Source organism: Kineococcus aridisoli, from assembly GCF_050871885.1.
Lineage (GTDB): Bacteria > Actinomycetota > Actinomycetes > Actinomycetales > Kineococcaceae > Kineococcus.
Map to the genome: position 1 here is coordinate 37,585 of NZ_JBJLSF010000015.1, position 26,770 is coordinate 64,354.

General features: G+C 74.3%; 25 protein-coding genes. 17 read left to right on the forward strand and 8 right to left on the reverse strand.

Annotated elements, in window-relative coordinates:
* Positions 1 to 34 precede the first annotated feature (34 nt).
* Positions 35 to 2,359, forward strand: a complete 2,325-nt coding sequence (locus ACRYM2_RS06535; RefSeq protein WP_432520813.1) for an EAL domain-containing protein — start codon at positions 35 to 37, stop codon at positions 2,357 to 2,359.
* A gap of 80 nt (positions 2,360 to 2,439) precedes the next feature.
* On the opposite strand, the gene ACRYM2_RS06540 is transcribed toward ACRYM2_RS06535, so the two are convergent.
* Positions 2,440 to 3,261 carry a helix-turn-helix domain-containing protein gene (locus ACRYM2_RS06540; RefSeq protein WP_432520815.1) on the reverse strand — a complete coding sequence of 274 codons (822 nt, stop codon included), beginning with the start codon at positions 3,259 to 3,261 and terminating at the stop codon, positions 2,440 to 2,442.
* A 78-nt stretch (positions 3,262 to 3,339) separates the two neighbouring features.
* On the opposite strand from ACRYM2_RS06540, the gene ACRYM2_RS06545 reads away from it, so the two are divergent.
* Genes ACRYM2_RS06545 through ACRYM2_RS06555 form a run of 3 tightly spaced genes read left to right on the forward strand, consistent with a single transcriptional unit; the run spans position 3,340 to position 5,300 of the window.
* Complete coding sequence (locus tag ACRYM2_RS06545) at positions 3,340 to 3,867, forward strand: VOC family protein (protein WP_432520817.1); 528 nt, start codon at positions 3,340 to 3,342, stop codon at positions 3,865 to 3,867.
* Positions 3,868 to 3,913: 46 nt separating this feature from the next.
* Positions 3,914 to 4,438: a DnaJ family domain-containing protein gene (locus tag ACRYM2_RS06550; protein WP_432520819.1), complete on the forward strand. Its 525-nt coding sequence runs from the start codon at positions 3,914 to 3,916 to the stop codon at positions 4,436 to 4,438.
* Positions 4,439 to 4,448: 10 nt separating this feature from the next.
* The gene (locus tag ACRYM2_RS06555; protein ID WP_432520821.1) at positions 4,449 to 5,300 is read left to right on the forward strand and encodes an LLM class flavin-dependent oxidoreductase; all 852 of its coding nucleotides are present in this window, start codon (positions 4,449 to 4,451) and stop codon (positions 5,298 to 5,300) included.
* A gap of 57 nt (positions 5,301 to 5,357) precedes the next feature.
* Here the strand turns inward: ACRYM2_RS06555 and ACRYM2_RS06560 are convergent, their stop codons facing one another.
* The 4 genes from ACRYM2_RS06560 to ACRYM2_RS06575 are packed head-to-tail and all read right to left on the reverse strand — an operon-like array spanning position 5,358 to position 10,214.
* Positions 5,358 to 6,920 (reverse strand): alpha-N-arabinofuranosidase, encoded by a 1,563-nt coding sequence (locus tag ACRYM2_RS06560; protein ID WP_432520823.1) that lies wholly within the window; start codon positions 6,918 to 6,920, stop codon positions 5,358 to 5,360.
* Between the two features lie 7 nt (positions 6,921 to 6,927).
* Positions 6,928 to 7,848 (reverse strand): carbohydrate ABC transporter permease, encoded by a 921-nt coding sequence (locus ACRYM2_RS06565; RefSeq protein WP_432520825.1) that lies wholly within the window; start codon positions 7,846 to 7,848, stop codon positions 6,928 to 6,930.
* A 1-nt stretch (position 7,849) separates the two neighbouring features.
* On the reverse strand, positions 7,850 to 8,791 hold the full coding sequence (locus tag ACRYM2_RS06570) for a carbohydrate ABC transporter permease (RefSeq protein ID WP_432520827.1): 942 nt from the start codon (positions 8,789 to 8,791) through the stop codon (positions 7,850 to 7,852).
* Between the two features lie 37 nt (positions 8,792 to 8,828).
* Complete coding sequence (locus ACRYM2_RS06575) at positions 8,829 to 10,214, reverse strand: extracellular solute-binding protein (protein ID WP_432520828.1); 1,386 nt, start codon at positions 10,212 to 10,214, stop codon at positions 8,829 to 8,831.
* 371 nt (positions 10,215 to 10,585) lie between these two features.
* On the opposite strand from ACRYM2_RS06575, the gene ACRYM2_RS06580 reads away from it, so the two are divergent.
* The 4 genes from ACRYM2_RS06580 (at position 10,586) to ACRYM2_RS06595 (ending at position 15,443) form a co-directional block, all read left to right on the forward strand.
* A complete protein-coding gene (locus ACRYM2_RS06580; protein WP_432520853.1) occupies positions 10,586 to 12,427 on the forward strand; it encodes a glycoside hydrolase family 2 protein in 1,842 nt (613 codons plus the stop codon).
* A gap of 102 nt (positions 12,428 to 12,529) precedes the next feature.
* Positions 12,530 to 13,939 (forward strand): CAP domain-containing protein, encoded by a 1,410-nt coding sequence (locus ACRYM2_RS06585; RefSeq protein ID WP_432520830.1) that lies wholly within the window; start codon positions 12,530 to 12,532, stop codon positions 13,937 to 13,939.
* Between the two features lie 25 nt (positions 13,940 to 13,964).
* A complete protein-coding gene (locus tag ACRYM2_RS06590; RefSeq protein WP_432520832.1) occupies positions 13,965 to 15,014 on the forward strand; it encodes an aldo/keto reductase in 1,050 nt (349 codons plus the stop codon).
* A 117-nt stretch (positions 15,015 to 15,131) separates the two neighbouring features.
* Positions 15,132 to 15,443 carry an ANTAR domain-containing protein gene (locus ACRYM2_RS06595; protein ID WP_432520833.1) on the forward strand — a complete coding sequence of 104 codons (312 nt, stop codon included), beginning with the start codon at positions 15,132 to 15,134 and terminating at the stop codon, positions 15,441 to 15,443.
* On the opposite strand, the gene ACRYM2_RS06600 is transcribed toward ACRYM2_RS06595, so the two are convergent.
* Positions 15,397 to 16,260 carry an endonuclease/exonuclease/phosphatase family protein gene (locus ACRYM2_RS06600; RefSeq protein WP_432520834.1) on the reverse strand — a complete coding sequence of 288 codons (864 nt, stop codon included), beginning with the start codon at positions 16,258 to 16,260 and terminating at the stop codon, positions 15,397 to 15,399. The two genes, ACRYM2_RS06595 and ACRYM2_RS06600, sit on opposite strands and share 47 nt — an antisense overlap.
* Positions 16,261 to 16,296: 36 nt before the next feature.
* Here ACRYM2_RS06600 and ACRYM2_RS06605 point away from each other — a divergent pair, with 36 nt between their 5' ends.
* A complete protein-coding gene (locus ACRYM2_RS06605; protein ID WP_432520836.1) occupies positions 16,297 to 16,911 on the forward strand; it encodes a nucleotidyltransferase family protein in 615 nt (204 codons plus the stop codon).
* 19 nt (positions 16,912 to 16,930) lie between these two features.
* Here ACRYM2_RS06605 and ACRYM2_RS06610 read toward each other — a convergent pair whose 3' ends face one another.
* A complete protein-coding gene (locus tag ACRYM2_RS06610; protein ID WP_432520838.1) occupies positions 16,931 to 17,170 on the reverse strand; it encodes a hypothetical protein in 240 nt (79 codons plus the stop codon).
* 175 nt (positions 17,171 to 17,345) lie between these two features.
* On the opposite strand from ACRYM2_RS06610, the gene ACRYM2_RS06615 reads away from it, so the two are divergent.
* The 3 genes from ACRYM2_RS06615 (at position 17,346) to ACRYM2_RS06625 (ending at position 21,339) form a co-directional block, all read left to right on the forward strand.
* Positions 17,346 to 17,981: a biliverdin-producing heme oxygenase gene (locus ACRYM2_RS06615; RefSeq protein WP_432520839.1), complete on the forward strand. Its 636-nt coding sequence runs from the start codon at positions 17,346 to 17,348 to the stop codon at positions 17,979 to 17,981.
* Positions 17,978 to 20,230 carry a SpoIIE family protein phosphatase gene (locus ACRYM2_RS06620; RefSeq protein ID WP_432520840.1) on the forward strand — a complete coding sequence of 751 codons (2,253 nt, stop codon included), beginning with the start codon at positions 17,978 to 17,980 and terminating at the stop codon, positions 20,228 to 20,230. The genes ACRYM2_RS06615 and ACRYM2_RS06620 overlap by 4 nt, the downstream gene beginning before the upstream one ends.
* A gap of 74 nt (positions 20,231 to 20,304) precedes the next feature.
* Positions 20,305 to 21,339 (forward strand): DUF4037 domain-containing protein, encoded by a 1,035-nt coding sequence (locus tag ACRYM2_RS06625; protein ID WP_432520841.1) that lies wholly within the window; start codon positions 20,305 to 20,307, stop codon positions 21,337 to 21,339.
* Positions 21,340 to 21,386: 47 nt separating this feature from the next.
* On the opposite strand, the gene ACRYM2_RS06630 is transcribed toward ACRYM2_RS06625, so the two are convergent.
* Positions 21,387 to 22,433, reverse strand: coding sequence for a LacI family DNA-binding transcriptional regulator (locus ACRYM2_RS06630; RefSeq protein ID WP_432520843.1), 1,047 nt, complete (start codon positions 22,431 to 22,433; stop codon positions 21,387 to 21,389).
* Between the two features lie 290 nt (positions 22,434 to 22,723).
* Between ACRYM2_RS06630 and ACRYM2_RS06635 the strand changes: the two genes are divergently transcribed.
* The 5 genes from ACRYM2_RS06635 to ACRYM2_RS06655 all read left to right on the forward strand — a co-directional run.
* On the forward strand, positions 22,724 to 24,052 hold the full coding sequence (locus tag ACRYM2_RS06635) for an extracellular solute-binding protein (RefSeq protein WP_432520845.1): 1,329 nt from the start codon (positions 22,724 to 22,726) through the stop codon (positions 24,050 to 24,052).
* Positions 24,053 to 24,060: 8 nt separating this feature from the next.
* Positions 24,061 to 24,978, forward strand: a complete 918-nt coding sequence (locus tag ACRYM2_RS06640; RefSeq protein WP_432520854.1) for a carbohydrate ABC transporter permease — start codon at positions 24,061 to 24,063, stop codon at positions 24,976 to 24,978.
* 3 nt (positions 24,979 to 24,981) lie between these two features.
* Entirely contained in the window at positions 24,982 to 25,872 is an 891-nt protein-coding gene (locus ACRYM2_RS06645; RefSeq protein WP_432520847.1) for a carbohydrate ABC transporter permease, read from the forward strand.
* Positions 25,873 to 25,933: 61 nt separating this feature from the next.
* A complete protein-coding gene (locus ACRYM2_RS06650; RefSeq protein WP_432520855.1) occupies positions 25,934 to 26,590 on the forward strand; it encodes a ThuA domain-containing protein in 657 nt (218 codons plus the stop codon).
* The coding region (locus tag ACRYM2_RS06655) for a Gfo/Idh/MocA family oxidoreductase (protein ID WP_432520849.1) at positions 26,575 to 26,770 on the forward strand (196 nt) is incomplete at its 3' end. The genes ACRYM2_RS06650 and ACRYM2_RS06655, both read left to right, overlap by 16 nt.

Below are 26,770 nucleotides of genomic sequence, written 5' to 3' on the forward strand. Positions count from 1 at the left end.
TCATGCCGGGGGCGGGAGCTGCCGATGTGCGGACGTGTCCTCCGGCAACCTGCAGCAGGTCCTGGCCGACGCGGCGGTGCGCAGCGTCTTCCAGCCGATCGTCGACCTCGAGGGCGGCCGGGTCGTCGCCTACGAGGCGCTGGCCCGCGGCCCGCAGGGCCCGCTGCAGCGGCCCGACGCGCTGTTCGCCGCCGCCCGCGAGCAGGGGCTGCTCGCCGAGCTCGACCAGGCCTGCCGCGTGGCGGCGTTCCGCGGCGCCATCGAGACCTCCCTCGTCGCCCCGCTGACGCTGTTCGTCAACGTCGAGCCCGAGGTGCTGGACACCGCGCCCGTGGAGGAGCTGCTGGCGATCGCCGACGCCGCCCCGGGGGGCCTGCGCGTCGTCGTGGAGATCACCGAGCGGGCGCTGGCGGCCCGGCCCGCGGAACTGCTGCGCACCGTCGCGCGGGTGCGCGACCTCGGCTGGGGCGTCGCCCTCGACGACGTCGGCGCCGACCCGTTGTCGCTGGCGTTCATGCCGCTGCTGCGCCCCGACGTCGTCAAGCTCGACCTGCGCCTGGTGCAGGAGCGCCCCGGGCCGGCGGTGGCCCAGATCATGAACGCGGTCAACGCCTGCGCCGAGGAGACCGGCGCGCTCGTGCTCGCCGAGGGCATCGAGGACGAGCGGCACCTGCTGACCGCCCGCGCCCTCGGCGCGCGGCTGGGCCAGGGCTGGCTGTTCGGGCGCCCGGGCCCCGGTCCCGTCGACGGCCTCGAGCACGGCGAGCTGGTGCTGCCCGCCCCGGTCGCCGGCCCCGACCCGGCCGGCTCGTCGCCGTTCGCGCTGCTGCCGGCCGGCACCGCGCTGCGGCGCGGGCCCAAGCCGCTGCTCATCGAGGTCAGCAAGCACCTGGAGCGGGAGGCGCTGCGGCTGGGCGAGACCGGTGTCGTCGCCGCCACCTTCCAGGAGGCGCGGCACTTCACGCCCGCCACCACCGGCCGCTACCGCGACCTGGCCGAGCGGGTCGGCTTCGTCTGCGCGCTGGGGGAGGGGCTGCCGCCGGTGCCGCTGCCGGGCGTGCGCGGGGCGACGCTGGCCGCCGACGACGCCGTGCGCGGCGAGTGGGACGTCGTGGTCCTCGGCCCGCACTTCGCGGCGGCGCTGCTGGCCCGCGACCTCGGCAGCACCGGCGCCGACGCCGAGCGCAGCTTCGAGTTCGCGCTCACCTACGACCGCCCCACCGTCGTCGCCGCCGCGCACGCGCTGCTCTCGCGCGTGGTGCCGCGCCCGCTCGCACCGGCCCGCCCGCCCGCGCTCACCCGGCCCGCGCCCACCCGCCCGGCCGCCGGCCTGCCCGCAGCGCTCGGGGACCTCGCCGGTGCGCTCACCGGCGCGTCCCCCGCCGCCCCCGACGGGGTCCTGCACCGCGCCCTGGCGGCCACCGGCAACGGCGTCTCCATCGCCGACGTGCGCCGCCCCGACGAGCCGCTGGTCTACGTCAACGCGGCCTTCGAGCGGCTCGCCGGCTTCCCGGCCGCCGACCTGCTCGGGCGCAACTGCCGGTTCCTGCAGGGGCCCGACACCGACCCGGCCACCGTCGCAGCGATCCGCCGGGCCATCGCCGCCGGCGAGGAGTGGCACGGCGTCGTGCGCAACGTGCGCGGACCGCAGCGCACCGGGTGGTGGAACGAGGTGCACCTGTCGCCGGTGCGCGACGAGCGCGGCCGGATCGTGCAGTACGTCGGCGTCCAGAACGACGTCACCGACCGGGTGCAGGCGCAGCGCGACCTGGAGGTCGAGCGGGACCGCTCGCGCGCCTGGGCCGCGCGGGTGGAGGAGCTGGCCGCCACCGACGCGCTGACGGGGCTGCCCAACCGCCGCCGCATCGCCGAGCAGGTGGAGAGCGCGCTGTGGGAGGCCCGCGTCGCCGGCGGTGCGCTGGCGCTGCTGTTCTGCGACCTCGACGGGTTCAAGGCCGTCAACGACGGGCTCGGCCACGCCGCGGGCGACGACCTGCTCGTGGAGGTCGCCGGCCGGCTGCGCGGTGCGCTGCGGCGCGGCGACCTGCTCGCACGGCTGGGCGGTGACGAGTTCATCGTGGCGCTGCCCGGGCTGGAGCCGGCGCGCGCGGCCGCCGACGCCGCCGCCGTCGCCGACCACCTGCGCGAGGCCGTCGCGCGGCCCGTGCGGCTGGGCGGCCCGGACGGGCCGGTGCCGGTGCGCGTCGGCGTCAGCGTCGGCGTCGGCGCCTGGCCCGCCGACGGCGACGGCTTCGCCGCGCTGCTGCACGCCGCCGACGTCGCGATGTACGCGGACAAGCGGGCGCGCCGGGGCGCGGACGTCCCGGCGGGCGCGGCGGTGCGGGGCGCCCGGGACTGACCGGGCCGAGCACCCCGGCACCTGCGGCCCGCTCGCGCGCGGCCTGCCCCGCGGCCGGTCCGGTGGCGCCGGGGGAGGGTTCAGGAGGCGCCGGGGGCGGGGTGCTCGCGGCGGTACTCGCTGGGGACCGTGCCCAGCACCGCGCGGAAGTCGCGGGTCAGGTGCCCGTGGTCGGCGTAGCCGAGGTCGGCGGCGAGCGCGGCGAGGTCGGTGCCGGGATCCGTGCGCAGGCGCTCGGCGGCCTCCTGCAACCGGCGGCGGCGGATCATCGCCGCCGGCGGCAGCCCCACGTGGCGGCGGGCCAGCCGCTGCAGGGTGCGCGCCGAGACGCCCAGCCGCGAGGCCGCGTCCTCCAGCCGCAGCACCGACGGGTCGCCGTCGAGCAGGTCGGCCACCGCGTTCGCCAGCCGCCCCTCCGCGGTGACCTCGGGGACCCGGGCGGCGAGCCGGCGGGCGAACTCCCCGACCGCGCGCCGCACCTGCTCCGCGGGCACCTGCGCACCCGCCGCCGTGCTCATCGCGGCGCTCACGGCGGTGACGAGGTCGGGTGCCTCCACGCGCACGTACGCGTCGCGCAGGGCGGCGGGGTCGTCGGTGAACGCGGGGACCGCCGCCGGGCGCAGCAGCGCCCCGACGGCCCAGCCGCGACCGGTGAGGTCGCGGTGCGAGCGGCGCGTCGTCGGCCCGGCCAGCGCGGCGAACGGGTCGCCGGCGCCGGACTCCACGACGAGGTTGCAGGCGGGGAAGGCGACGACGTGCTGGCGCGAGGTGCGGCCGGGGTCGACGTCCCACTGCGGGACCCAGAACCAGCGCACGAGGTCGGCGACGGACGGCGGCGGCGGCAGCCGGGTGAACGTCGGCAGCCGCGCCGGGTAGAGGATCCCGCGGGTCGACGCCGTCACGGGCCCAGCGTAGGAGCCCCCGGCAGGTTGTCGCGGATCTCCAAGCCCCGCGCCCCGCCCGCGCGGCAGGCTCCTGCCATGAGCGAGCAGACCGTGACCGAGCAGACCACCAGCCCCCGCCGCGCCGCCGACGGGGAGCACACCACCCGCGGGGTCCCGCACGGCTCCACCAGCCTGACGCCGTTCCTGGTCGTGCCGCGGGCGCGCGAGGCCATCGCCTTCTACCGCGACGTCTTCGGCGCCCGTGTCGTCGACGTCACCGAGGTGGGGGGCGTCGTCGTCCACGCCGACCTGGACCTCGGCCACGGCCACCTGCAGCTGGGGGAGCCCGACCCCGGCTTCCACCTCGTGCCCGGCCCGGCCGGTGACGACGACTGCTTCTCGCTGGGCCTGTACTGCGAGGACGTCGACGGCGTCGTCGCCCGCGCCGAGGCCGCCGGGGCGGTCGTGCGCGAGCCGGTGTCGGACTTCGTCTCCGGCGACCGCTTCGCCGGCGTCCGCGACCCCTTCGGGGTGCGCTGGTCGATCATGACGCGCGTGGAGGACCTCTCGGAGGCCGAGAGCGCGCGCCGGGTCGCGCGGTGGGCCGCGAGCGCCGCCGGCTGACCGGCAGGACGTGCGGCACGCGGGGAGCGCGGGTTAGCGTCGCCGGGTGAGCGGGCGCAAACCGGCGGGCATCCGCTTCGAGGACTGGGTGGAGCGCCAGGTCCGCGAGGCCACCGAGCGCGGGGAGTTCGACGGCCTGCGCGGCAGCGGCAAGCCGCTGCCGGGGCTGGACCGGCCGTTCTCCGCCGAGGAGTGGGCCGCCGACAAGGCCCGCCGGGAGGGCTACGACGTCAGCGCGATGCTGCCGCCGGCGCTGGCCATGCGCCGCGAGCGCGAGGTGCTGGTGCGCGACGTCGTCGGGCTGCGCTCGCCGGGCGAGGTGCGGGCCGTCGTCGAGGACTTCAACGCCCGCGTGCGGGAGCTGTACCTGCGCCCGGCCGACGGCCCGCTCGTCGTCGTCGCCCCGCTCGACGCCACCGCCCTCCTGGAGCGCTGGGAGGCCGCCCGGCCACCCGCCCCCGCGCCCGCGCCGACGGCCGCGCCGGTGCCGCGGCGGCGCTGGTGGTCGCGCTGGTCCCGACGCGGCGCCGGGCACCCCGCGCCGGGCGACGGCGGGGCGCTCGCGCCGTAGGGTGCGGCCCGTGCTCGCACTCTCCTGCGTCGTGCTCAACGACCTGGCCCCCGGCGCGTTCGCGGCCACGGCCCGCGAGGCGGAGTCCGCCGGGTTGCGGACGGTCTTCAGCTACGACCACCTGTCCTGGCGCGACATGCGCGACGGCCCGTGGTTCAACGCGGTGCCGCTGCTGGCCGCGGCCGCCACGGCCACCTCCTCGGTGCGGCTGGGCACGCTCGTGGCCACCCCGAACTTCCGCCACCCGGTGACCTTCGCCTCGGAGGTCATGACGCTGGACCACCTCAGCGGCGGGCGCATCGAGCTGGGCGTGGGCGCCGGCACCTCCGCCCACGACGCGAGCGTGCTCGGGGTGCCCCCGCTGACCTCGGCGCAGCACCAGCGCCGCTTCCAGGAGTGGACGCGGCTGCTGACGACGCTGCTGGGCCAGCGGGCCACCGACGTGCGCGGGGAGTTCTACGCGGCCGTCGACGCGCGGACGATCCCCGGCCCGGTCCACGGCCGGGTGCCGCTGACGATCGCCGCGGCCGGTCCGCGGGGGATGCGCTTCGCGGCCCGCACGGCCGACACCTGGGTGACCTACGGCGACGCCGAACCGGCCGGGGACGCCGCGGCCCGCTTCACCGCGCCCGCGCGGCGCTTCGACGCGGTGGAGCGGGAGCTGGACCTGGGGCGCCGGGTGCGCCGGATGGCGATGCTGGGGCTCGAGGAGGAGGCCGCCTTCGCCGACTACCCGCGCCTGGTGGCCGCGCTGGAGGCGGCGGGCTTCGAGGAGGTCTGCGTGCACTGGCCGCGCCCGGACGGGCGGGGCGTGCCCGAGGCGGTGCTGCCCGCGGTCCTGGCGGCCCACGGGCTGGGCTGAGGCCCGGGGGCCGGGGGGCGCTCGGGCGCGACCTGTGCGGCCGCGCCCGAACGCGTCCTAGAGGCTCAGGTCGACCGTCGCGAAGGAGTGCGGCGGCAGCTCGACCACGAGCACGTCCCCCTCGCGGCGGGCGCCGTCGAAGGGGGCGGGGGCGACCGCCGAGAGGTCCTCGGCGGTGTTGTGGGCCTGCGGGCGCTCCGCCGTGAGCAGCGTCGCCCCGCTGACCTGCCAGTCGCGACCGCGCAGCGCCAGGCGCACGGTGGCGGGGCGCTCGAGGTCGAGGTTGGTCAGCGACACCAGCGCCGACCCGTCGCGCGAGCTGACCGACGTGGTCAGCGTGCGGTAGGAGCCGGTGCCGTCCTCGTGGCGGGCGTCCTCGGCCACGACCTGCACGGGGTGGCTGGTGGCGTCCTGGTGCCGGGCGTTCATCGCGAACACGTGGTACGTCGGCGTCAGGACGGCCGTGGGGCCGTCGGTGAGGACCATGGCCTGCAGGACGTTGACCGTCTGCGCGATGTTGGCCATGACCAGGCGGCGGGCGTTGGCGTGGAAGACGTCGAAGTGCAGGCCCGCCACCAGGGCGTCGCGCAGGGTGTTCTGCTGGAACAGGAAGCCGGGGTTGGTGCCGGGCTCCACGTCCCACCAGGTGCCCCACTCGTCGCAGACGAGGCCGATGGCGGCGTCCGGGTCGTAGGCGTCCATGACCCGCGAGTGGCCGCGGACGATCTCGTCGATGCGCCAGGCGTTGACCATGGTGCTGTGGTACTGCTCGGCGCCGAACTCCGTCGCGGAGCCCTTGTGCTGCCAGTCGTCGGTGGCGTGCGTGTAGTAGTGGAACGACAGCGCCTGCCACGAGGTGTGGTGCTTGGGGACGACCGGGCCGCCGAGCGCGGCCACGGACTTCATGAGGGTCTCGGTCCAGGCGTAGTCGTCGCGGTTCGGGCCGGCCGCGATGCGGTACAGCTGGTTGCCGTCGTGGTCGCGGCAGTAGGTCGAGAACTGCGAGGCGAGCTGGGTGTACTGCTCGGCGGTCATGTTCCCGCCGCAGCCCCAGGCCTCGTTGCCGACGCCCCAGAAGGGGACCTTCCAGGGCTCCTCGCGGCCGTGCTCGCGGCGCAGCCGGGACATCGGTGCGTCGCCGGAGCGGGTGAGGTACTCCACCCAGTCGCTCATCTCGCGGACGGTGCCGCTGCCGACGTTGCCCGAGACGTAGGGCTGCGCGCCGAGCAGCTCGCACAGCCGCATGAACTCGTGGGTGCCGAAGGAGTTGTCCTCGACGACGTCGCCCCAGTGGGTGTTGACCATCGACGGCCGCTCCTCGCGGGGGCCGACGCCGTCCATCCAGTGGTACTCGTCGGCGAAGCAGCCGCCGGGCCAGCGCAGGTTGGGGATGTCGATGGCCTTGAGGGCGGCGACGACGTCGTCGCGGATCCCCTCGGTGTTCGGCAGGTCGGAGTCCTCCCCGACCCAGAAGCCCTCGTAGATGCACCGGCCGAGGTGCTCGGCGAAGTGGCCGTAGAGGTGGCGGCTGATGGTGGGCCCGGCGACGTCGAGGTCGACGACGCCCTGCAGGACGCCGTGCGCGGCGCCCGCCGGTGCGGTGGTCGGTGCGGTGGTCATGGAGCGGTCAGCCCTTCAGCCCGGTGCCGGCCACACCTTCGACGATGCGCCGTTGGAAGATCAGGAACAGGATCACCAGCGGCAGGGCGCCGAGGATCGTGGAGGCCTGGATGTCGGAGAAGCGCTGCCCGAAGGAGCCCTGGACGGTGGCCAGGCCGACCGGGATCGTCATGAGGTCCGGGTTGGAGAGCACGAACAGCGGCAGGATCAGGTTGTTCCAGACGCCGACGAAGGTGACGATCGCCATCGCCGACAGCACCGGCCGCGACAGCGGCATGACGACCGAGCGGTAGATCCGCCAGTTGGTGGCGCCGTCCAGGCGGGCGGCCTCCTCCAGCTCCTTGGGCAGCCCGTCGAAGAACTGCTTGAAGACGAAGAGCGCGATGACGCTGGAGACCTGCGGGAAGATCACCGCCCAGTAGGTGTTGAGCAGCCCGACGGTGTTGAGCATCTGGAAGATCGGGATGATGAGGACGTCGGCCGGCACCATGATCCCGGCCAGCATGAGGACGAAGACGACGTTGCGGCCGCGGAAGCGCATCCGGGAGATCGCGAAGGCCGCCATCGAGGCGAAGACCACGACCAGCAGCGCGGACAGCGTCGAGGTGATGAAGCTGGCCAGGTACCAGTTCCACAGGTCCCCGCCGCCCAGCAGCGCCGAGTAGGACGCCAGCGTCGGGTTGACGTCCCTGAGGATCGCCTGGGTGCCCAGCGCGGAGACCGCGTTGTCGGTGAACGAGGTCTTGATCGCCCACAGGCTCGGGATGAGCCAGATGACCGCGAAGACCACGAGGACCACGGCGGTGATCCGGTTGAAGGTCTTGCCGCCGTTGGTGCCGACCCTGGCCGGGCGGGCGGCGGGAGCGGCCGCGGAGACGCCGTTGCGGCGGTTGCGGGCCTGCGACCCGGTGGCGTCGGTGGTCGCCATGTCAGGCTCCCTTCTGCTGGGCGCGCTCGGCGAGCTGCCGGATCACGGCGAAGACCACGATGACGACGAAGAGCATGAACGAGGCCGCCGCCGCCGCGCCGAGGCGGTAGTCGGTGAAGCCGACCTTGGTGATGAAGACGAGGGCGGTCTCGGTGCTGGTGCCCGGCCCGCCGCTGGTCATGAGGTAGACCTGGTCGAAGATCTTCAGGCTGGCGATGATCTGCAGCAGCAGGACCAGGGTGGTCGTGCGGCTGAGCATCGGGATCGTCAGGTGGCGGATCTGCTGCCAGGGCGTCGCGCCGTCGATGGCGGCCGCCTCGTAGAGCTCGCGCGGGATGTCCTGCAGGCCGGCCAGGTAGAGGATGAAGTTGAAGCCGATCGTCCACCAGATGGTCGCGACCGCGATGCCGAGCATGGCCAGGCTCGGGGTGCCGAGCACCGGGGTGGGGGCCTCGGAGCCGAGCCACTTCTGCGCGGTGGCCCACAGGCCGGTGTCCGCGGTGAAGATGAACACCCAGATCAGCGAGATGGCCGCCGACGGCAGGATGAACGGGGTGAAGAAGGCCAGCCGCCAGAAGGTCTGCCCGCGCGGCATCCGGTTGGCCAGGACGGCGAAGACGAAGGACAGGATCACCAGCGGCGGCACCGTGTACAGCGTGAACTGCAGCGTGTGCCACATCGAGGACCAGAAGTCGCTCGACTGCACCAGCGCCGCGTAGTTGTCCAGGCCGATGAAGTTGCCCAGCCCGTTCTTGACGAGCGAGGCGTCGAAGAAGCTGGCCACGAACATGTACACCGACGGGCCGAGCAGGAAGCACAGGTAGAAGAAGGCGAACGGGGCGATGAACAACCAGGCGGAGCGCTGGCTGCGCAGCGGCGGGTTGGGTCCACCGCGGGGTGTGGTGGCGACGGCGGGCTGTGCGCCGACGGTCTGAGCGCTCATCGGGTCTCGTCTCCAGGAGCGGGGGAGGTCGGGGCGGTCACAGCGGGTTCGGCGTCTTCGCGTAGTTCTCCAGCGCCGAGCGGATGCTGGCGACGGCGTCCTGGGGCGTCGTGAGGCCCTGCTGGACGAGGCCGATCGTCGCGCCGGTCACGGTCTCGAAGTTCGAGCCCGAGCCGGAGTACCAGGCCGGCGGGTCGTACGAGGCGTAGGAGGCCGCGTCGGCGTAGTTGGACTGCGGTTCGAGAGCCGCGTACTCGGGGCTCTCGAAGGCGGGCAGGTAGGTCGGGATGTGCCCGCCCTCGGCCCAGGTCATGCTCTGGTCGAGCAGCGACTTCACGAAGCCCATGGCGCGCTCGAGCTGCGCGTCGTCGCGGTCCATGCGGGGCAGGATGAAGGCGTGCGAGTCGGCGTGCGCGGCCGGCCGGTCGAACAGGGTCGGGAAGGCGACCATGCCGAAGTTCAGGCCCTCGATGCTCTGGGCCGTCGTGATCTCCCACTCGCCGTTCATGAAGAACGCCGACTTGCCGGTGAACATCAGCGTCTCGGCGCCCGGGGTGTCGACGGTGGCGGGCATGAGGCCCTTCTCGACCCAGCTGCGCATCGTGGCCAGCGTGTCGATCGCCAGCTCGTCGTTCATCGTCACCGACAGGCCCTCGTCGTCGATGAGCGGGGTGTTGCCCTCGCGCTGGCTGTAGACGGTGTTGAAGAAGCGCCAGTTGTTGGAGTCGTCGGCCACCGTGGCCGTCGTGGCCCCGAACTGGCCGGAGGCCTCCTTGCCCGCGGTGAGCGCCGCCTCCCACGCCTCCAGGCCCTCGATGGGGGCCAGTTCGCCGTCCGGGCCCAGCAGGCCCGCGGCCTGGCAGACGTCGGCGTTGTAGAAGAGCACCCACGGGTGGGTGTCCATCGGGATGCCGTACACCTGGCCCTCGAACTGCGAGGCCTGCCAGGCGCGCTCGTTGAAGTCGCTGCTGGAGAGCCCCGCCAGCGCGAGCACGTCGTCGGTGATGGGCTCCAGCAGCCCCGCCGCGGCCAGGTTGGACGCGCGCGTCAGGTGCGCGACCGCGACGTCCGGCGGCTTGTTGCCCAGCGTCGCCAGCGACACCTTGGTGTAGTACGGGTTGCCCCACGCGAAGGTGGCCGCCTGCAGGGAGCCGGGGCTGCCCTGCTGCTTGCGGTACTCGTCGAGCATCAGCTGCAGGCGGGCGCCGTCGCCGCCGCCGAAGAGGTTCCAGAAGGTGACCGTGCCCGGGTTGAGCTGGGTGCCCGCCAGGCCGGCGGACAGGGGGCTGCCGCACCCGGACGTGGTGGCTGCCAGGCCGAGGCCGCCCGCGGCGAGCCCGCCGCGCAGCAGCGATCGCCGGCTGAGGACACCCGTCGTCGTCATCGTCGTCGTCGTGCGGGGTGTCGGGGGATGACTGTTCACTGCTGTCCGTCCCTGCCGTCGTTGGCGGTCGAGGTCACTGGTCGTGGCCCGGCTGGTCGGTGCGGGGCGGCAAGGGCCTCGCAGGCCCCGGAACCGCTCTGTCCCGTCCAGTGGAGCGGGACGTTAGCACGCCGTTTGCAACGCTGCATAGACTTCGGCGGACCAGTCCTTGCAACGATGCACGGGCGAGGGGGGGCGGTGTTGCCCGCGCTCGGGGCCAAGGGGCAGAGTGAGGGGCGGCCGCACCCCCGACGCGCCGGCACCGGAGCCGGCCACCGACAGGAGATCCCGTGCCCGACACCCCTTCCGCCGCCGCGACGAGCGCCCAGGCGCCCGGTGCGCAACCGCGGCCGGAGCACCCGCGCCCCTCGATGGTGCGCCCCGACTGGCTGTGCCTGAACGGTCGCTGGGACTTCGAGGTCGACCGCGCCGACACCGGCCTCGAGCGAGGACTGCTCCAGCGCCCCCTGGCGGGCTCCATCACGGTGCCCTTCGCGCCCGAGTCGCGGCTGTCCGGCGTGGAGGACACCGACTTCCTGCACGCCGTCTGGTACCGCCGCGAGGTGGAGCTGCCGGCCGCGTGGGCCGGCCGGCGCACCCTGCTGCACTTCGGCGCCGTCGACCACGACGCGACGGTCTGGGTGGACGGCGAGGAGGTCGGCCGCCACCGCGGCGGCTTCACGCCCTTCGCCGTCGACCTCGGCCACCGCACCGGCACCGTCACCGTGGTGGTGCGCGCCCGCGACAGCCGCCACGAGCCGCAGGCCCGCGGCAAGCAGTCCACCCGCCACGACAACTACGAGTGCATGTACACCCGCACCACCGGCATCTGGCAGACCGTCTGGGCCGAGCCCGTGCCCGACGTCTCGCTGGCCCGCCCGCGCATCACCCCCGACGTGGCCGCCTCCGCCCTGCACCTGGAGCAGCCGCTGCGCCGCAGCGGCACCGGGACGGTCGGCGACCGCGCCGGCTGGACGCTCACCGCCTCCGTGCGCGACGGGTCGGGGGAGGTCGTCAGCGCCACCGTGCGCGCCGACCTCGACCTCGCCCCGCGCCTGGTGCTGGCGCTGCCGGCGGAGCGGGTGCGCCTGTGGGAGCCGGCCGACCCGCACCTGTACGACGTGACGATCACCCTGCGCGACGCCGCCGGGGAGGTCGTCGACACCGTCGAGACCTACGCCGGGCTGCGCTCGGTGAGCATCGACGGCAAGGCCGTCCTGCTCAACGGCCGCCCGGTCTTCCAGCGCCTGGTGCTCGACCAGGGCTACTACCCCGACGGCCTCATGACCGCCCCCAGCGACGAGGCGCTGGTGCGCGACATCGAGCTGAGCCTGGCGGCGGGCTTCAACGGCGCGCGGCTGCACCAGAAGGTCTTCGAGGAGCGCTTCCTCTTCCACGCCGACCGGCTCGGCTACCTGTGCTGGGGCGAGTTCGGGGACTGGGGCGCGGTCGAGGAGGGCAGCAGCCGGCGCGGGGAGTACCAGCAGCCGACGGCGGGCTTCGTCACCCAGTGGCTGGAGGCGCTGGAGCGGGACTACTCCCACCCCTCGATCATCGGCTGGTGCGGGCTCAACGAGACCCACCAGCCGCTCACCGACCGCGGGCAGGTCCTCGACGACGTGACCCGGGCGATGTTCCTGGCCGCCAAGGCCATGGACACCTCCCGCCCCGTGCTGGACGCCTCGGGCTACTCCCACCGCGTCCTGGAGTCGGACGTGTGGGACTCGCACAACTACACCCAGGACCCGGCGCAGTTCGCCGAGGAGATGGCGGGTCTGGCCGACGGCCGCCCGGACACCAACTTCGCCCACGGGACCACGACGGTGATCTCCCTGCCCTACCAGGGGCAGCCGTGGTTCTGCAGCGAGTTCGGCGGCATCTGGTGGCGCCCGGACACCGAGGCCAGCGACTCCTCGGTCGACCGCGGCGCCGAGTCCTCCTGGGGCTACGGCGAGCCCCCGCGCAGCGAGGAGGAGTTCCACCACCGCTTCGAGGGGCTGACCGGCGTCCTGCTGGCCGACCCGCTGATGTTCGGCTACTGCTACACCCAGCTCACCGACGTCTTCCAGGAGCAGAACGGCGTCTACTCCTTCGACCGCTCCGAGAAGCTGGACGTCGCCCGGGTCCGCGCCGCCCAGCAGCGCCCCGCGGCCATCGAGGGGAGCCGGGCCGAGGGGAGCCGGGCCGAGGAGAGCCGGGCCGGGGGGAGCTGAGCCGGGGGAGCCGCGCCCTCACGCAGGGTGAGGGCGGCCACCCGGACGGCACCACCTGCGCGGTGGCTGTCGTGACAGCGGCCCCGCGACGACGACTGAGGGGTGAGAACCCCTCGTCGCCTGCTCGCGCCCCTGCTGGCCGCGCTGGTCGCCCTGCCCTGCGCCGCCGTGGCCGCCGCCGCACCGGCGGCCGCGGCGCAGGTGCTGCAGCCCGTGGTCCCCGCGGCCACGCAGGAGCAGCAGATCCTCGACGGGCTCAACCGCGAGCGCGCGCGGGTCGGTGCGCCCCCGGTCGTCCTGGACCCCGTGCTGGAGGCCGTCGCGCAGTCCTGGGCCGACGTCCTGGGCCAGGGCGACGGGATGAAGCACAACCCGGACCTGCCCCGGCTGCTGTCCGACTTCCCCTACTGGGGCGAGATCGTCGCCACGGCCGACATGGCCGAGCCCGACCGCTGGGGGCTGGAGAACGGCGACCTGGCCGTGAAGAGCTGGATGGAGTCCGCACCGCACCGCGCCGTCCTGCAGGACGCCAAGTACTCCAGCGTGGGCATCGGCCTGGTCTACACCGCCACCCGCTCCGGCGGCCGCGACGTCTGGCGCTCCTACTGGGTCGCGGACTTCGGCACCGCCCGGCGCACCCCGCTGGTCACCCAGAACGCCGACGGCTCCCGCAGCTACGCCGGCGTGCCCGTCAAGGGCGCCCTGCTCGGCGCCTACACCGCGGCCGGGGCGAACACCGGGCCGCTGGGGCTGCCGATGGCGCGCGAGGTCGGCCCGCTGGCCGGCGGCGGCTTCGGCCAGCACTTCGCCGGCGGCTCGGTCTACTGGAGCCCGGCCACCGGCGCGCAGCTCGTGCGCGGCGCGATCCGCGAGCGCTGGCAGTCCCTGGGCTGGGAGGGCTCCTGGCTGGGCTACCCGGCCGCCGCGGAGCTCGCCGTGCGCGGCGGCGTCGTGCAGCGCTTCCAGGGCGGCGCGGTCTACTGGAGCCCGGCCACCGGCGCGCACGCGCTGCGCGGGGCGGTGCTGGAGCGCTACGCCGCCACCGGCTGGGAGAACGGCCCGCTGGGCTTCCCCACCACGAGCACCACCGCCCTGCCCGCCGGCTCCTACGCGCACTTCCAGAACGGCTCGATCTACTCCAGCGCCGCCGGCACCCGCGTCGTGGCCGGCGCCGTCCGCGACGCCTGGGCCCGCGCGGGCTGGGAGAACGGCGCGGGGTACCCGACCTCCGACGCGTTCGGCGGCCTGGTCGGCGGCGGCAGCGGCCAGCACTTCACCGGCGGCTCGATCTACACCAGCCCCGCCTCGGGCACGCACCTCGTGCCCGCCGCCGTCCGCGAGGCGTGGGCGGCGCGCGGCTGGGAGGCCGGCGCCCTCGGCTACCCCGTCAGCGGCGCCCGCGCGGTGGCCGGCGGGGTCCGCCAGGACTTCCTCGGCGGCAGCGTCACCGTGGCCTCCGGCAAGGCGGCCGTCGTGCTCAACCGCGTCGAGCGCTCCAGCCGCGCGCGCTGAGCCGGGGCCCACTAGGGTCCGCGGCATGGAGTACCGACGACTGGGCAGGTCGGGGCTGCGGGTCTCGACGATCACCATGGGGACGATGACGTTCGGCGGCAAGGGGGCCTTCGCCGACGTCGGCTCCACCGACGTCGCGCAGGCGCGCCGGCAGGTCGACCTCGCGCTGGAGGCGGGGGTGAACCTGTTCGACACCGCGGACATCTACTCCGACGGCGCCAGCGAGGAGATCACCGGCGAGGTCCTGCAGGGCCGCCGCGACGACGTCCTGCTGGCGACCAAGGCCCGCATGACCACCGGGGAGGGCCCCAACGACGGCGGCGCCTCCCGGTACCACCTGGTCCGCTCGGTCGAGCGCAGCCTCAAGCGGCTGCGCACCGACCACGTCGACCTCTACCAGATCCACGAGTGGGACGGGCAGACGCCGCTGGAGGAGACGCTCGAGGCGCTCGACACCCTCGTGCGCTCGGGCAAGGTCCGCTACGTGGGCGCCTCCAACCACAGCGGCTGGCAGCTCATGAAGGCGCTGGCCGTCGCGGACGCCCGCGGCTACCAGCGCTACGTGTCCCAGCAGATCCACTACACCCTGCAGGCGCGCGACGCCGAGGACGAGCTCGTCCCGCTCACCCTCGACCAGGAGCTCGGCATCCTCGTCTGGAGCCCGCTCGCCGGAGGCCTGCTGTCCGGCAAGTACCGGCGGGGCACCACCGCGCCGGAGGGCTCGCGCCACCTCACCGACTGGAACGAGCCGCCGGTCCACGACGAGGACAAGCTCTACGACGTCGTCGACGTCCTCGTCGAGGTCGGCCAGGCCCACGGCGTCTCCGCCGCCCAGGTCGCGCTGGCCTGGCTGCTGGGCCGCCCCGGCGTCACCTCGCTCGTCGTCGGCGCCCGCACCGAGGAGCAGCTGAGCGACAACCTCGCCGCCGCCGACCTCGTGCTCGACGAGGCCGAGCGCGCCCGGCTGGACGCGGTCAGCGCGGTGCCGCTGCGCTACCCGCACTGGCACCAGGCGGCCACGGCGAAGGACCGGCTGTCCGCGGCGGACCTGTCGCTGCTCGGCCCGCACCTGTGAGCGGCGGCACGCCGTGAGCTCGTCCTAGGATCGTCCGGACCGCCCCGCCCGGACCTCGCTGCGCGGACCAGCACCCGCCGCAGCGGCGGGGGGAGAACCACGGGAGGAAGCACGAGGATGCAGCACGCCACCCGCGCTGCGCAGGGCCAGGACCAGGACCGGGACGAGCTGGAGGCCCTGCGCACCGAGGTCGCCCAGCTGAGGACGGCCCTGTCGCGACGACCCGTCATCGACATGGCCAAGGGCGCGATCATGGCGATCGTGCACTGCGACGAGGACACCGCCTTCCGGCAGCTGGCGGCCGTCTCGCAGGAGCACAACGTCAAGCTGCACGACCTGGCCAGCGCCCTCGTGGGCGACCTGGCCCGGCCGGCGCCGCCGGTCAGCGAGGCCGACCGCCTCGTGCAGGAGCACTGGACCCGCCGCTGACCCCGGACGCCCCGCCGTCGCGGACGTCCACCTCCTGCGCGAGGCGGACGTCCACGACCAGCGCCAGGTGGTCCGACAGCGGCAGCCGCCGCGCCCCGGAGGCGACGACCTGCACGAGCCCGGGCCGCTGCTCGCCCACGAGGACGTGGTCGAGCTGGCGGTCCGGGGCGTGCGCGGGGAAGGTGTCCGCCTGCACCAGCGAGCGCATCCCGCTGGCCCGCCGCGCGCCCTCGGCCTCCAGGTTGAGGTCGCCCATGAGCACCACCGGCCCCGGGGAGCGCCGCAGCGAGCGCGTCAGCCGGCGCAGCTGCCAGGCGCCCCAGCCCGGCAGGAACGACAGGTGGGTCCCGGCGACGGTGACCGGGCTGCCGGTGTCCGGGTCGGTGACGGTGGCCACGGCGGCCACCCGCGGCTCGTCGCGCACCAGCTTCGGGCGGCGCTGGCCCGGGAAGAGCACGGGCACCGTCCACGAGATCGTCGGCAGCCGCACGACCTGCCAGCTGGAGACCGGCAGCCGCGACAGCAGCGCGACCCCGTACGCCGCCGAGTCCGGCTGCTCCTCGCCGGTGGCCGCCATCCACGTCAGCCCCGGCGTGCCGTGCAGCGCCGCCACGAAGCGGTGCTCGCGCGCGCCGAGCGCCTCGGCCGCGACGGCCGTCAGGTCCGCGCAGGCGGAGCGCTGCTGCGCGCGGTCCACCTCCTGCAGCGCGACGACGTCGGCGTCCAGGCTGGCGACGGCCTCGGCGAAGCGGTCGACGTCCACCCGGTCGTCGTCGAGCGATCTGCCGTGCAGGATGTTGAAGGTGGCGAGGCGCACCCCTCCAGGGTGCCCCGCCGTGAGGGAGGGAGCACGGTGAGCGTCGACGCAGGCGTGAACGCCACCCGGACCACGCCCGAGCAGCGGCGGACGGCGCTCAAGCGCGTCGCCGTGGCCCTCAAGGGCTCAGGGGTCCCCTTCGCCCTGGCCGGCGGGTACGCCGCCTGGGTGCACGGCGCCCCGGAGCCGGTGCACGACGTCGACTTCGACGTGCGCCCGCAGGACGCCGGACGGGTCGCCGAGCACCTGCGCGAGCAGGGCTTCACCGTCGAGCAGCCGCCGGAGGACTGGCTGTTCAAGGTCCTCAGCGACGGCGTGCTCGTCGACGTGCTGCACCGCGGCGGCGGGGCCCCCGTCGACGACGCGCTGCTGGCGCGCGCGGTCGTCGTCGAGGTGCTGTCGGTGGAGATGCCGGTCATCGCGCCCACCGACGTCGTCACGCACAAGCTCTGCGCCTTCGACGAGCACACCTGCGACTTCGCCCCCGCGCTGCGCGTGACCCGCAGCATCCGCGAGTCCGTCGACTGGGAGCAGGTGCGCGAGCGCACCGCGGGCCGCCCCTTCGCGGAGGCGTTCCTGCACCTGCTGGGCCTGCTGGACGTCGTGCCCCCGGCGCAGGGCGGGCAGCAGGGCGGGCAGCGGGCCGGCTAGCAGGGACCGGGGGAGCGGGTCAGCCGAGGAAGGTGGCCGGGTCCGGCCCGCTGCGCCGGGGCAGCCGCCGCCCCGGCCGGCAGCGCTGCTCCAGGCTGCGCACCAGCTCGGCGTTGCGCGTCAGCTCGGTGTCCGGCGCGTCCTCGGCCAGCAGCCGCCAGCGCTGCTCGTAGGCGCGGTGCAGCGCCTCCAGCGGCTCCTCGCGCAGGTCGAGGACGGTGCTGGCCGACGGGTGCGCGGGTGCGGTGCTGGTGCTCACGGGAACCTCGCCCTCCGGGGACCGGCCCCGCTGCACTGCGGGGCACCTCCGATGGCACCACCGGTGCGCACCCGCGGCAACCCGGGCGTGTCGGGTGCCCGGGCTGTCGGCGGCGCGGCCCAGCGGTTAGCGTCGGCGCGTGCACGGTGCGTCGCCGTGCCGTGGACGGAGGACCGTGGCGGAGCATCGACCGGCGCCGGTGGCGGCGGGGGCCCCCGCGCGGCGCAGGGACCCGGACGGTCCGCTGGCGCGGCTGCGGGCGGCGACGGCGCAGGCGCACGAGCGGCTGGACTCCTCGATCGCCGTGCTGGAGCGCCCCTGGGGCGTGCAGCTGCACCAGCGCTGGCTGGAGCTGACGTGGGGCCTGTTCGCCCCGCTGGAGCGGGGACTGGCCGCCCACGCCGCCACCGACCCGGGGATGCTCGACGTGGCGCAGCGCGCCCGCGCCGACCTGGCGCTGGCGGACCTGGCCGTCCTCGGCGTCGCGCCGCAGCGGGTGGCCGGACTGGAGCAGTGCCCGCACGTGCCGGTGCCGCGCGACCGGGCCGCCGCCCTCGGGATCTGCTACGTGCTGGACGGGTCCACGCTCGGCGGCAAGCTCATCGCCGACGCCGTCGTGCGCGCCGGGGTGCCGGTGGGGGCGACCCGCTCGCTGACCGGCCGCGAGGGGGCCGGCCGGCGCTGGCGGGAGACGATGGCCGCCGTCGACGCCGCCGGGCCGGAGGCCGTGGACGCCATGGCGGCCGCGGCGACGGCGACCTTCACCGCCTACGAGCGCTGGCTCGCCCCGGTGGGAGCCCTCGCGCGGTGAGGAGCGAAGTCGACCCGTACGTGCCCGCCTACGGCCACGTCGACCTCACCAACTGCGACCGGGAACCCATCCACGTCCCGGGCGCGGTGCAGCCGCACGGGTTCCTGCTGGCCGTCGACCGCGGCACCCACGAGGTCGTCGTCGCCTCGGAGTCCACCGCCGCCCACCTCGGCGTCGCCGCGGACGCGGTGCTGGGGCTGCCGCTGCCGCGGGTGCTGGGGGAGCAGCTGGCGCGCGAGGTCCTGGCCGTCGACGCCGCCGACAGCCTGTCGGAGCCGCTGCGCGCCACGCTGCCGCTGGTGGTCGGGCCCACCGAGGTCGACGTCGTGCTGCACGTGTCCGGGGAGCGCCTCGTCGTCGAGGTGGAGCCGGTGGGCGTGCAGACCGGGGTCTCGGCGGTCTCCTACCGCTCGGCGCGCGCCGCCGTCGCGCGCCTGTCGGAGACCGCGACCGTCGACGAGCTGACCCGGCGGCTGGCGCGGGAGATCCGGCAGCTGACGGGCTTCGACCGGGTGATGGTCTACCGCTTCGACGCGCAGTGGAACGGCGAGGTCGTTGCCGAGGACCGCCGCGAGGACCTCAACGCCTTCCTGGGCCTGCACTACCCCGCCTCCGACATCCCCGCCCAGGCCCGGCGCCTCTACACCGTCAACTGGACCCGGCTGATCGCCGACGTGCACTACGCCCCCTCCCGGCTGCACCCGCTGACCGACCCCGGCAGCGGGGCACCGCTGGACCTGTCGCACTCGGTGCTGCGCAGCGTCTCGCCCATCCACCTGGAGTACCTGCGCAACATGGGCGTCACCGCGTCCATGTCGGTCTCGCTGGTGCAGGACGGGCAGCTGTGGGGGCTGATCGCCTGCCACCACTACTCCGGTGCGCACCGGCCCAGCCACGACGCGCGCTCGGCGGCGGAGTTCCTGGGCCAGACCGCCTCCCAGCTCGTCGCGACCCGGCAGCGCTCCGACGAGCGCGACGACGCGCTGGCCGCCCAGGAGCTGCTGGCCGGCGTGGTGGCCGACCTGTCCGGCTCCGGGCGCGACCCGCTGTCGGGCCTGGTGGGCGACGAGCGGCTGCTGCAGCTGGTGGGTGCCGGCGGGGCGGCGCTGTGGGACGGCTCCCGGCTGCTCACGCTCGGGTGGGTCCCGCCGCGCGCCGCGCTGCACCGGATCGCGGACACCCTCGCGCGCGCCGACGGCGCGCCCACCTTCAGCGACCACCTGGCCTCCTTCAGCCCGGAGCTGGCGCAGGTGCAGCACGAGGCCGCCGGTGCGCTGCGCGTCGGCCTGGGCAACGACCGGTGGCTGCTGTGGGTGCGCCCGGAGCAGCAGGAGGTCGTCGACTGGGGCGGCGACCCGCACAACGCGAAGATCGCCGCCTCGGAGGGGCCGGACGTGCGGCTGAGCCCGCGCAAGTCCTTCGAGAAGTGGCGCGAGGTCGTGCGCGGGCGGTCCCTGCCGTGGAAGCGCTGGCACGCCGACACCGCCGAGCGCCTGCGCAACCAGATCACCGCGATCGTGCTGGGCCGGGCCCGCGACCAGATCGCGATCGCCGAGTCCCTGCAGCGCGCCGTCGTGCTCGACGAGGCGCCGGGCTTCGCGGGGCTGCAGGTGCTGGCCCGCTACCGCCCGGCCGAGGGCGGGCAGCTGGGCGGGGACTGGTGGGACGCCTTCGAGCTGGCCGACGGGCGGGTGGCGCTGGTCGTCGGCGACGTCGCCGGCCACGGCGTGCACGCGGCGGCCGCGATGGCGCAGCTGCGCACGGCGCTGCGCGCCTACCTGCTGGAGGGGCACACCCCCGCCTCCTGCCTGGACCGCCTCGACGACCTCGTGGAGAACCTCTTCAGCGAGCACATGGCCACGGCCGTCATCGCCGTGGTGGACCGGCGGACGGGGACGGCGCGCATCGCCAGCGCCGGCCACCCGCCGCCCGTGCTCGTCACCGGCTGCGAGGCCCGGCTGCTGCAGGTCCCGCCGCGCCCGCTGCTGGGCGTGGGCGCCGGCCAGGCCCACGACGTGGGCGTCGAGGTCCCCGCCGACGCCGTCCTGCTGCTCTACAGCGACGGCCTCGTCGAGCGCCGCGGCACCGTCCTGGAGGACACCATCCAGCAGCTGCGCCGCGCCGCGGCCCCCGGCCCGCGGGGTGAGGGCCTGGACGCGCTCGGCGCGTTCGCGGACCGGCTGATGACGGTGGTGCCCGGCGCCGGGGGCGACGACACGACGCTGGTGCTGCTGCGCCGGTCGCCCTGAGCCGGTCGCCCCGAGCCGGTCGCCCCGGGCCCGCGGCCGGGCGGGCCGGGGCCCCGGTCGGGCAGCATGGCCCGGTGCCGTCCCCGCCCGGTGCCGAGCTGGCCCGCCGCTACCACGACGAGGTCGTCGCGCCGCTGCTGCGCGCGGCGCTGCCCGGCCTGCCGCACGCCGCCGCCCGCCTGGGCAGCGGCTCGGACGTCCTCGGCCTCGACGACGCCACCTCCACCGACCACGACTGGGGGCTGCGGCTGACGCTGCTGGTGGACGCCGAGCGCGTGGGCGAGGTGGACGCGCTGCTGGAGCGGGAGCTGCCCGAGGGCTTCGCCGGCCACCCGGTGCGCTTCGCCACGACGTGGGACCCGCGGGTGCGCCAGCGGGTGCAGGTCGCCGCGCTGGAGGAGTTCGCCGCCTCCCGCCTGGGCCTGGAGGTCACCCGCGCCTGGGAGCCGGCCGACTGGCTGGCGCTGACGGGGCAGTCGGTGCTCGAGCTGGTCGCCGGCCCGGTGCTGGCCGACACCGACGGCCGGCTGGGCGCGCTGCGCGAGCGGCTGCGCTGGTACCCCGAGGACGTCTGGCGGCACCTGGTGGCCTGCTGCTGGCGGCAGCTGGGGCAGGAGCTGCCGTTCGTGGGCCGCACCGGCCAGCGCGGGGACGACCTCGGCTCCCGGCTGCTCACCGCCCGCCTGGTGGCCGTCGCGGTGCACCTGGGGTTCCTGCTGGACCGGCGCTGGCCGCCCTACCCCAAGTGGCGGGGCACGCTCTTCGCGAGGCTGCCGTCCGCGCTGGCGCTCCCCGCGCTGGAGGCCGCGCTCGCGGCCGGCGACTGGCGCACCCGCCAGGAGCGGCTGTGCGCGGCGCTGGAGCTGCTGCTGGAGCACCAGGCGCGGGTCGGGCTGCCGGCGGTGGGGCCGGCGACCGAGCCCTTCCACGCCCGGCCGTTCCGCTCGGTGCCGCAGGCCCTGCTCGACGCGCTCACCGGCGCCGTGACCGACGAGCGGGTGCGCGCGCTGCCGCCGGGGGTCGGCTCGGTGGAGCAGTGGGTGGACGCCGTCGACGTGCTGGTCGACGGCGAGCGGCGCCTGCGCGCCGCGCGGGCCGTGCAGCGCTGACGCGGCGGGGGCCTCAGCGCGGCGGGGGCCTCAGCGCGGCGGGGGCCTCAGCGCGGCGGGGGTGCGGTCGACCCGCGCACGACGAGCTCGGTGGCGAGCTCGACGTGGTGGGAGTCCAGCGCCTCCCCGCCGGCCATGCGCAGCACGGTGCGCAGCGCGACCCGGCCCATCTCGCGCAGCGGCTGGCGGATCGTGGTCAGCGGGGGAGCGGCCATCGCGGCGAGGTCGGTGTCGTCGAAGCCCGTGACCGACAGGTCGTCGGGGATGCGCAGGCCCTCGACGCGGGCGGCCTCCATGATGCCGAGCGAGATGGCGTCGCAGCCGCCGACGACGGCGGTGGGGCGCTCGGGCAGCGCCAGCAGCCGGGCGCCGAGGCGGCGGCCGACGTCGTAGTGGAAGCCCTCGTTGAGGACGTGCTCCTCGCGCGGCACCAGGCCGGCGGACTCCATCGCCGCGCGGTAGCCGTGCAGGCGGGCCTGGTTGCAGGAGGCGCCCGGCGGGCCGCCCACGTAGGCGATCGCGCGGTGGCCCAGCTGCAGCAGGTGCTGGGTCGCGCTCACGCCCCCGTTGAAGTTGGTGGAGCCGACGCTGGTCACCTCGGTGCGCGGCAGGTTCAGCGGGTCGATGACCACCAGCGGCAGGCGCACCGCGGCGAGCGCGTCGACGTGCGCGGCGGTCAGCTCGCCGGTGACGACGATGACGCCGGTGCGGCCCGCGGCGGCCATCCCGCGCGCCCAGGCCCGCGGGGTCGAGGGCAGGCGGTTGCTGCGCGCGTCGCGCAGCAGGCCGACCACGACGGCCGCGCCGGAGTCGCCGGCGGCCTCGACGACCCCGTCGACCACCTGGGTGGCGTAGGCGGAGAAGTCGCCGTCGATGAGGAACTCGACGGTGGACGAGAGCGTGGTGGCCCGCCGCGCCGACGGCGGCGTGTAGTCGTGGCGGGCGAGCAGGTCCTCGACGAGGGCGCGCGTCTCGGCGGCCACGTCGTCGCGGCCGTTGACGACCTTGGAGACGGTGGCCACGGACACGCCGGCGCTGGCGGCGATCGTGGCCAGCGTCGTCTTGTCCCGTGGGCGGTGGGGGCGGTCCAGCACGGGTCCTCCTCGACTCGGTGGTGAGGTGACTGTAGGGCCAGCCGGTCCCCCGCACCAGCACTTTCCGAAAATTTTCGAGGGGCGGTCGGGGCGACGAACCGTTGACGTGCAAGGGCAGCGCGCGGCCAGGTCACGATCTGGTGTTCCGCTTGACCTCGTCGTCCGCAGGCTCTTATGGTCCTCCGCAGACGAAGCGGTCGAAAGCTTTTCGGTCCGCGTTCGGCACCGGCCCGCCGGGTCCGGTGAGAAGAGCAGCCGCGAGGACGCGGCTCGGCACAACGGAGATCAGAGTGGATCAGAACCGCACTTCCCGTCGGTCCTTCCTCGCCCTCGCCAGCGCCACCCCCCTCGTCGCGACCGCGCTGGCCTCGTGCGGCGGCTCGAACGGCCCGGGTCAGGGCAGCTCGAACGAGGCGACCGACTGGATCCTCACCGGCCAGCCCAAGGAGGGCATCCGCCAGGGCGCCGTCGACGACTGGAACGAGGCGCACTCGGACCAGAGGATCGTCACCAGCGCGTTCCAGAACGACGCCTACAAGGCCAAGATCAAGACCGCCATCGGCGCCGGCCAGGCCCCGACGATCATCTTCGGCTGGGGCGGCGGCACCCTGCGCAACTACGCCGAGGCCGGTCAGGTCGACGACCTGACCCCGTGGCTGCAGGAGAACCCCGAGGTCAAGGACCGCCTCTTCGACGCCGCCTTCGCCGCCGGCACCGTCGAGGGCAAGATCTACGGCCTGCCGACCGAGACCGTGCAGCCGCTGGTCCTCTTCTACAACAAGAAGCTCTTCGAGCAGGTCGGCGCGCAGCCCCCCGCCACCTGGGACGAGCTCATGGCCCTGGTGCCCAAGTTCAACGCCGCCGGCATCGCCCCGATCTCCCTGGGCGGGCAGTCGCGCTGGACGAACATGATGTGGCTGGAGCTGCTCTTCGACCGCATCGGCGGCCCCGAGCTCTTCGAGTCCATCTACAACGGCCAGCCGAACTGGACCGACCCGGCCGCCATCGACGCCCTCACCAAGGTGCAGGACCTCGTCAAGGCCGACGGCTTCATCAAGGGCTTCGCCTCCATCACGGCCGACTCCAACGCCGACCAGGCGCTGCTGTACACCGACAAGGCCGCCATGATGCTGCACGGCACCTGGACCTACGGCGGCATGAAGACCGACGGCGGCGACTTCGTCTCCAGCGGCAACCTCGGGTACATGAACTTCCCGGCCGTCACCGGCGGCAAGGGCGACCCGATGAACACCTTCGGCAACCCCGCGCAGTACGTGTCGATCTCCTCCAAGGCCACCCAGGCCCAGAAGGACATCGCGCTGGCCTTCTTCAAGGACGGCCTGCTGCAGGAGAAGGAGGCCGAGGCCTACATCAACGAGGCCGGCGAGGTCCCGATCGTCAAGGGCATCGACGCCAAGTTCGCGGGCCTCGAGGACGAGGAGTGGCTGAAGTTCACCTACGACCTCGCCACCAACGCGCCGTCCTTCGCGCAGTCCTGGGACCAGGCGCTGTCCCCGACCGAGGCGGAGACGCTGCTCGACAACATCGAGAAGCTCTTCGGCCTGGCGATCACCCCGCAGCAGTTCGCCGACAACATGAACGCGGCGATCGGCTCGTGAGCGCGTCCGTGAGCACGGCGCCCAGCCCCGTTCCGGCGAAGGTCCCGTCGGCGGCCCACACGTCGACGGGACGGCTGGGGTGGCTGGTGCTGCCGGCACTGCTCATCTTCGTCGCCTTCGCCGTGGTCCCGCTGATCGGGGTGTTCGTCCTCAGCTTCACCTCGTGGGACGGCATCGGGGACATCTCCTTCACCGGGCTCACGAGCTGGACCGCCGTGCTCACGGACCCCGGTCTCCCGCACGCGCTGTGGGTCACCTTCCTGGTGATCGTGCTGTCCTGGATCGCCCAGACGCCGCTGTCGATCCTGCTGGGCGTCTTCATCTCCGGCCACCAGAAGTACCGGGCGCTGCTGGCGGTCCTGTTCTTCCTGCCCCTGCTGCTGTCGGCGGCGGCGGTCTCCATCGCCTACAAGGCCCTGCTCGACCCGAACTTCGGCCTCGGCCCGGGGCTGAACCTGGGCTTCATGACCCAGGACTGGCTGGGCCGCCCGGTGCTGGCCATGGGCGTCGTGATCTTCATCATCGCCTGGCAGTGGATCCCGTTCCACTCGCTGATCTACCAAGGCGCGATCCGCCAGATCCCGGTCTCGATGTACGAGGCCTCCCAGCTCGACGGGGCCGGCCGGGTGCGGCAGTTCTTCTCCATCACGCTGCCGCAGCTGAAGAACACGCTGATCACGTCCTCCACGCTCATGATCGTCGGGTCGCTCACCACGTTCGACCTCATCTTCGTCCTGACCCAGGGCGGCCCGAACGACGCGACGCGGGTGCTCGCCCTGGACATGTACCTGACCGGGTTCCGGGCCAACCAGATGGGCCTGGCCTCGGCCATCGCGGTGATCCTCGTCGTCGTCGGCCTGATCCTGGCGCAGCTCCTGCAGCGCCTCGGCGGCAAGGACCGCAACTCCCAGCTGGAAGGGGCCTGACCGATGGCCACGCAAGCCGCCGCCACCCCCGCGGCCCGCACCCGCAGCCCGCGCCCCTCCGGTTCCCGCCGCAGCTCGACCGAGCGCAAGAACTGGCTCGGTGGCGCCTTCGGCTGGCTCTGGCTCCTGATCGTGATGGTCCCGATCTACTGGATCGTCATCACGAGCTTCAAGAGCTCCGCCGGCTACTTCGGCACCAACCCGCTGCTCCCGTCGGCCACGCCGACGCTGGACAACTACCGGCTGGTGCTCGAGAACGACTTCGCCCGCTACTTCATGAACTCCGTCATCGTGACGGTGGGCGCCACCGTCCCGGCGGTCCTCGTCTCGTTCATGGCGGCCTTCGCCATCGTGCGTGGCGGGGGCCGGTGGCTGAAGGCGGTCAACGCCCTGTTCCTCATGGGCCTGGCCATCCCGCTGCAGGCGACGATCATCCCGATCTACCTGATCATCATCAGGGGCGGGATGTACAACACCCTCGGTGCCCTGATCCTGCCCTCGATCGCCTTCGCGATCCCGCTGACGGTGCTCATCCTGTCGAACTTCGTCCGCGACGTCCCGAACGAGCTGTTCGAGGCCATGCGGATGGACGGTTCGAGCGAGTGGGGCACCATGTGGCGGCTGGCGTTCCCGCTGACCCGCCCCGCGCTGGTCACGGTGACGATCTACCAGGGCCTGCAGATCTGGAACGGGTTCCTGCTCCCGCTGATCCTGACCGACCGGGCCGACCTGCGCGTCCTGCCGCTGGCGCTGTGGACCTTCCAGGGCCAGTACAGCGTCAACATCCCGGCCGTCCTGGCCTCGGTCGTGCTCACCACGCTGCCCATCCTCGTGCTCTACGTCGTGGGCCGTCGTCAGCTCCTCTCCGGTCTCACCGCCGGCTTCTCCAAGTGATCGGAAGGTTCACCCCGTGACGCGCCAGGCTCTCGTCGTCCGCGGCGGCTGGGACGGGCACATGCCCGTCGAGGCCACCGACCTGTTCATCCCGCACCTGGAGGCGAACGGCTTCACCGTGCGCGTCGAGGACGTCGTGGACACCCCGAAGGTGTACGCCGACGCCGAGGTCATGGCCTCGGTGGACCTCGTCGTGCAGTGCAACACGATGAACACCATCGAGAAGGAGGAGTTCGAGGGCCTGCGCGCGGCCGTCGAGGCCGGCACCGGCCTGGCCGGCTGGCACGGCGGCATCGCCGACTCCTACCGCAACAACTCCGACTACCTCACCCTCATCGGCGGCCAGTTCGGCTGCCACCCGGGCAAGGCCCCGGAGGAGCGGACCGGCGGTCAGCCGGACAACTACGTGCCCTACACCGTGAACATGCTCCCGGCCGCGGCCGAGCACCCGATCACGCAGGGCATCGAGGACTTCGACCTGGTCACCGAGCAGTACTGGGTGCTCTCCGACGACTACATCGACGTCCTCGCGACGACGACGCAGGCCGTGCGCGCCTGGGACCCGTGGAACCGCCCCGTCACCTCCCCGGCGATCTGGACGCGCCAGTGGGGCGAGGGCCGGATCTTCGTCGCCACGCCCGGCCACAACGTCGAGGTCCTGCAGGACACCAACGTCAAGACCATCATCGAGAGGGGCCTGCTGTGGGCAGCCCGCTGAAGGTCGGCGTCGTCGGCGCCGGCGTCATCTCGGCGCAGTACTCGGCGTCGCTGAAGCGGCTGCCGCAGCTGCAGATCACCGCGGTCAGCGACTTCGTGCCCGAGCGGGCGCAGGCGCTGGCCGACGAGCACGGCGCCCGTGCGCTGCCGCTGGAGCAGCTGCTGGCCGCCGACGACGTCG

Excerpts from the sequence above, each read along its gene's own strand:
- ACRYM2_RS06650 (WP_432520855.1), top strand. The coding sequence starts at position 25,934 with ATGCCCGTCGAGGCCACCGACCTGTTCATCCCGCACCTGGAGGCGAAC.
- ACRYM2_RS06645 (WP_432520847.1), top strand. The coding sequence starts at position 24,982 with ATGGCCACGCAAGCCGCCGCCACCCCCGCGGCCCGCACCCGCAGCCCG.
- ACRYM2_RS06580 (WP_432520853.1), top strand. The coding sequence starts at position 10,586 with ATGGTGCGCCCCGACTGGCTGTGCCTGAACGGTCGCTGGGACTTCGAG.
- ACRYM2_RS06560 (WP_432520823.1), bottom strand. The coding sequence starts at position 6,920 with ATGACCACCGCACCGACCACCGCACCGGCGGGCGCCGCGCACGGCGTC.
- ACRYM2_RS06565 (WP_432520825.1), bottom strand. The coding sequence starts at position 7,848 with ATGGCGACCACCGACGCCACCGGGTCGCAGGCCCGCAACCGCCGCAAC.
- ACRYM2_RS06570 (WP_432520827.1), bottom strand. The coding sequence starts at position 8,791 with ATGAGCGCTCAGACCGTCGGCGCACAGCCCGCCGTCGCCACCACACCC.
- ACRYM2_RS06545 (WP_432520817.1), top strand. The coding sequence starts at position 3,340 with ATGAGCGAGCAGACCGTGACCGAGCAGACCACCAGCCCCCGCCGCGCC.
- ACRYM2_RS06595 (WP_432520833.1), top strand. The coding sequence starts at position 15,132 with ATGCAGCACGCCACCCGCGCTGCGCAGGGCCAGGACCAGGACCGGGAC.
- ACRYM2_RS06590 (WP_432520832.1), top strand. The coding sequence starts at position 13,965 with ATGGAGTACCGACGACTGGGCAGGTCGGGGCTGCGGGTCTCGACGATC.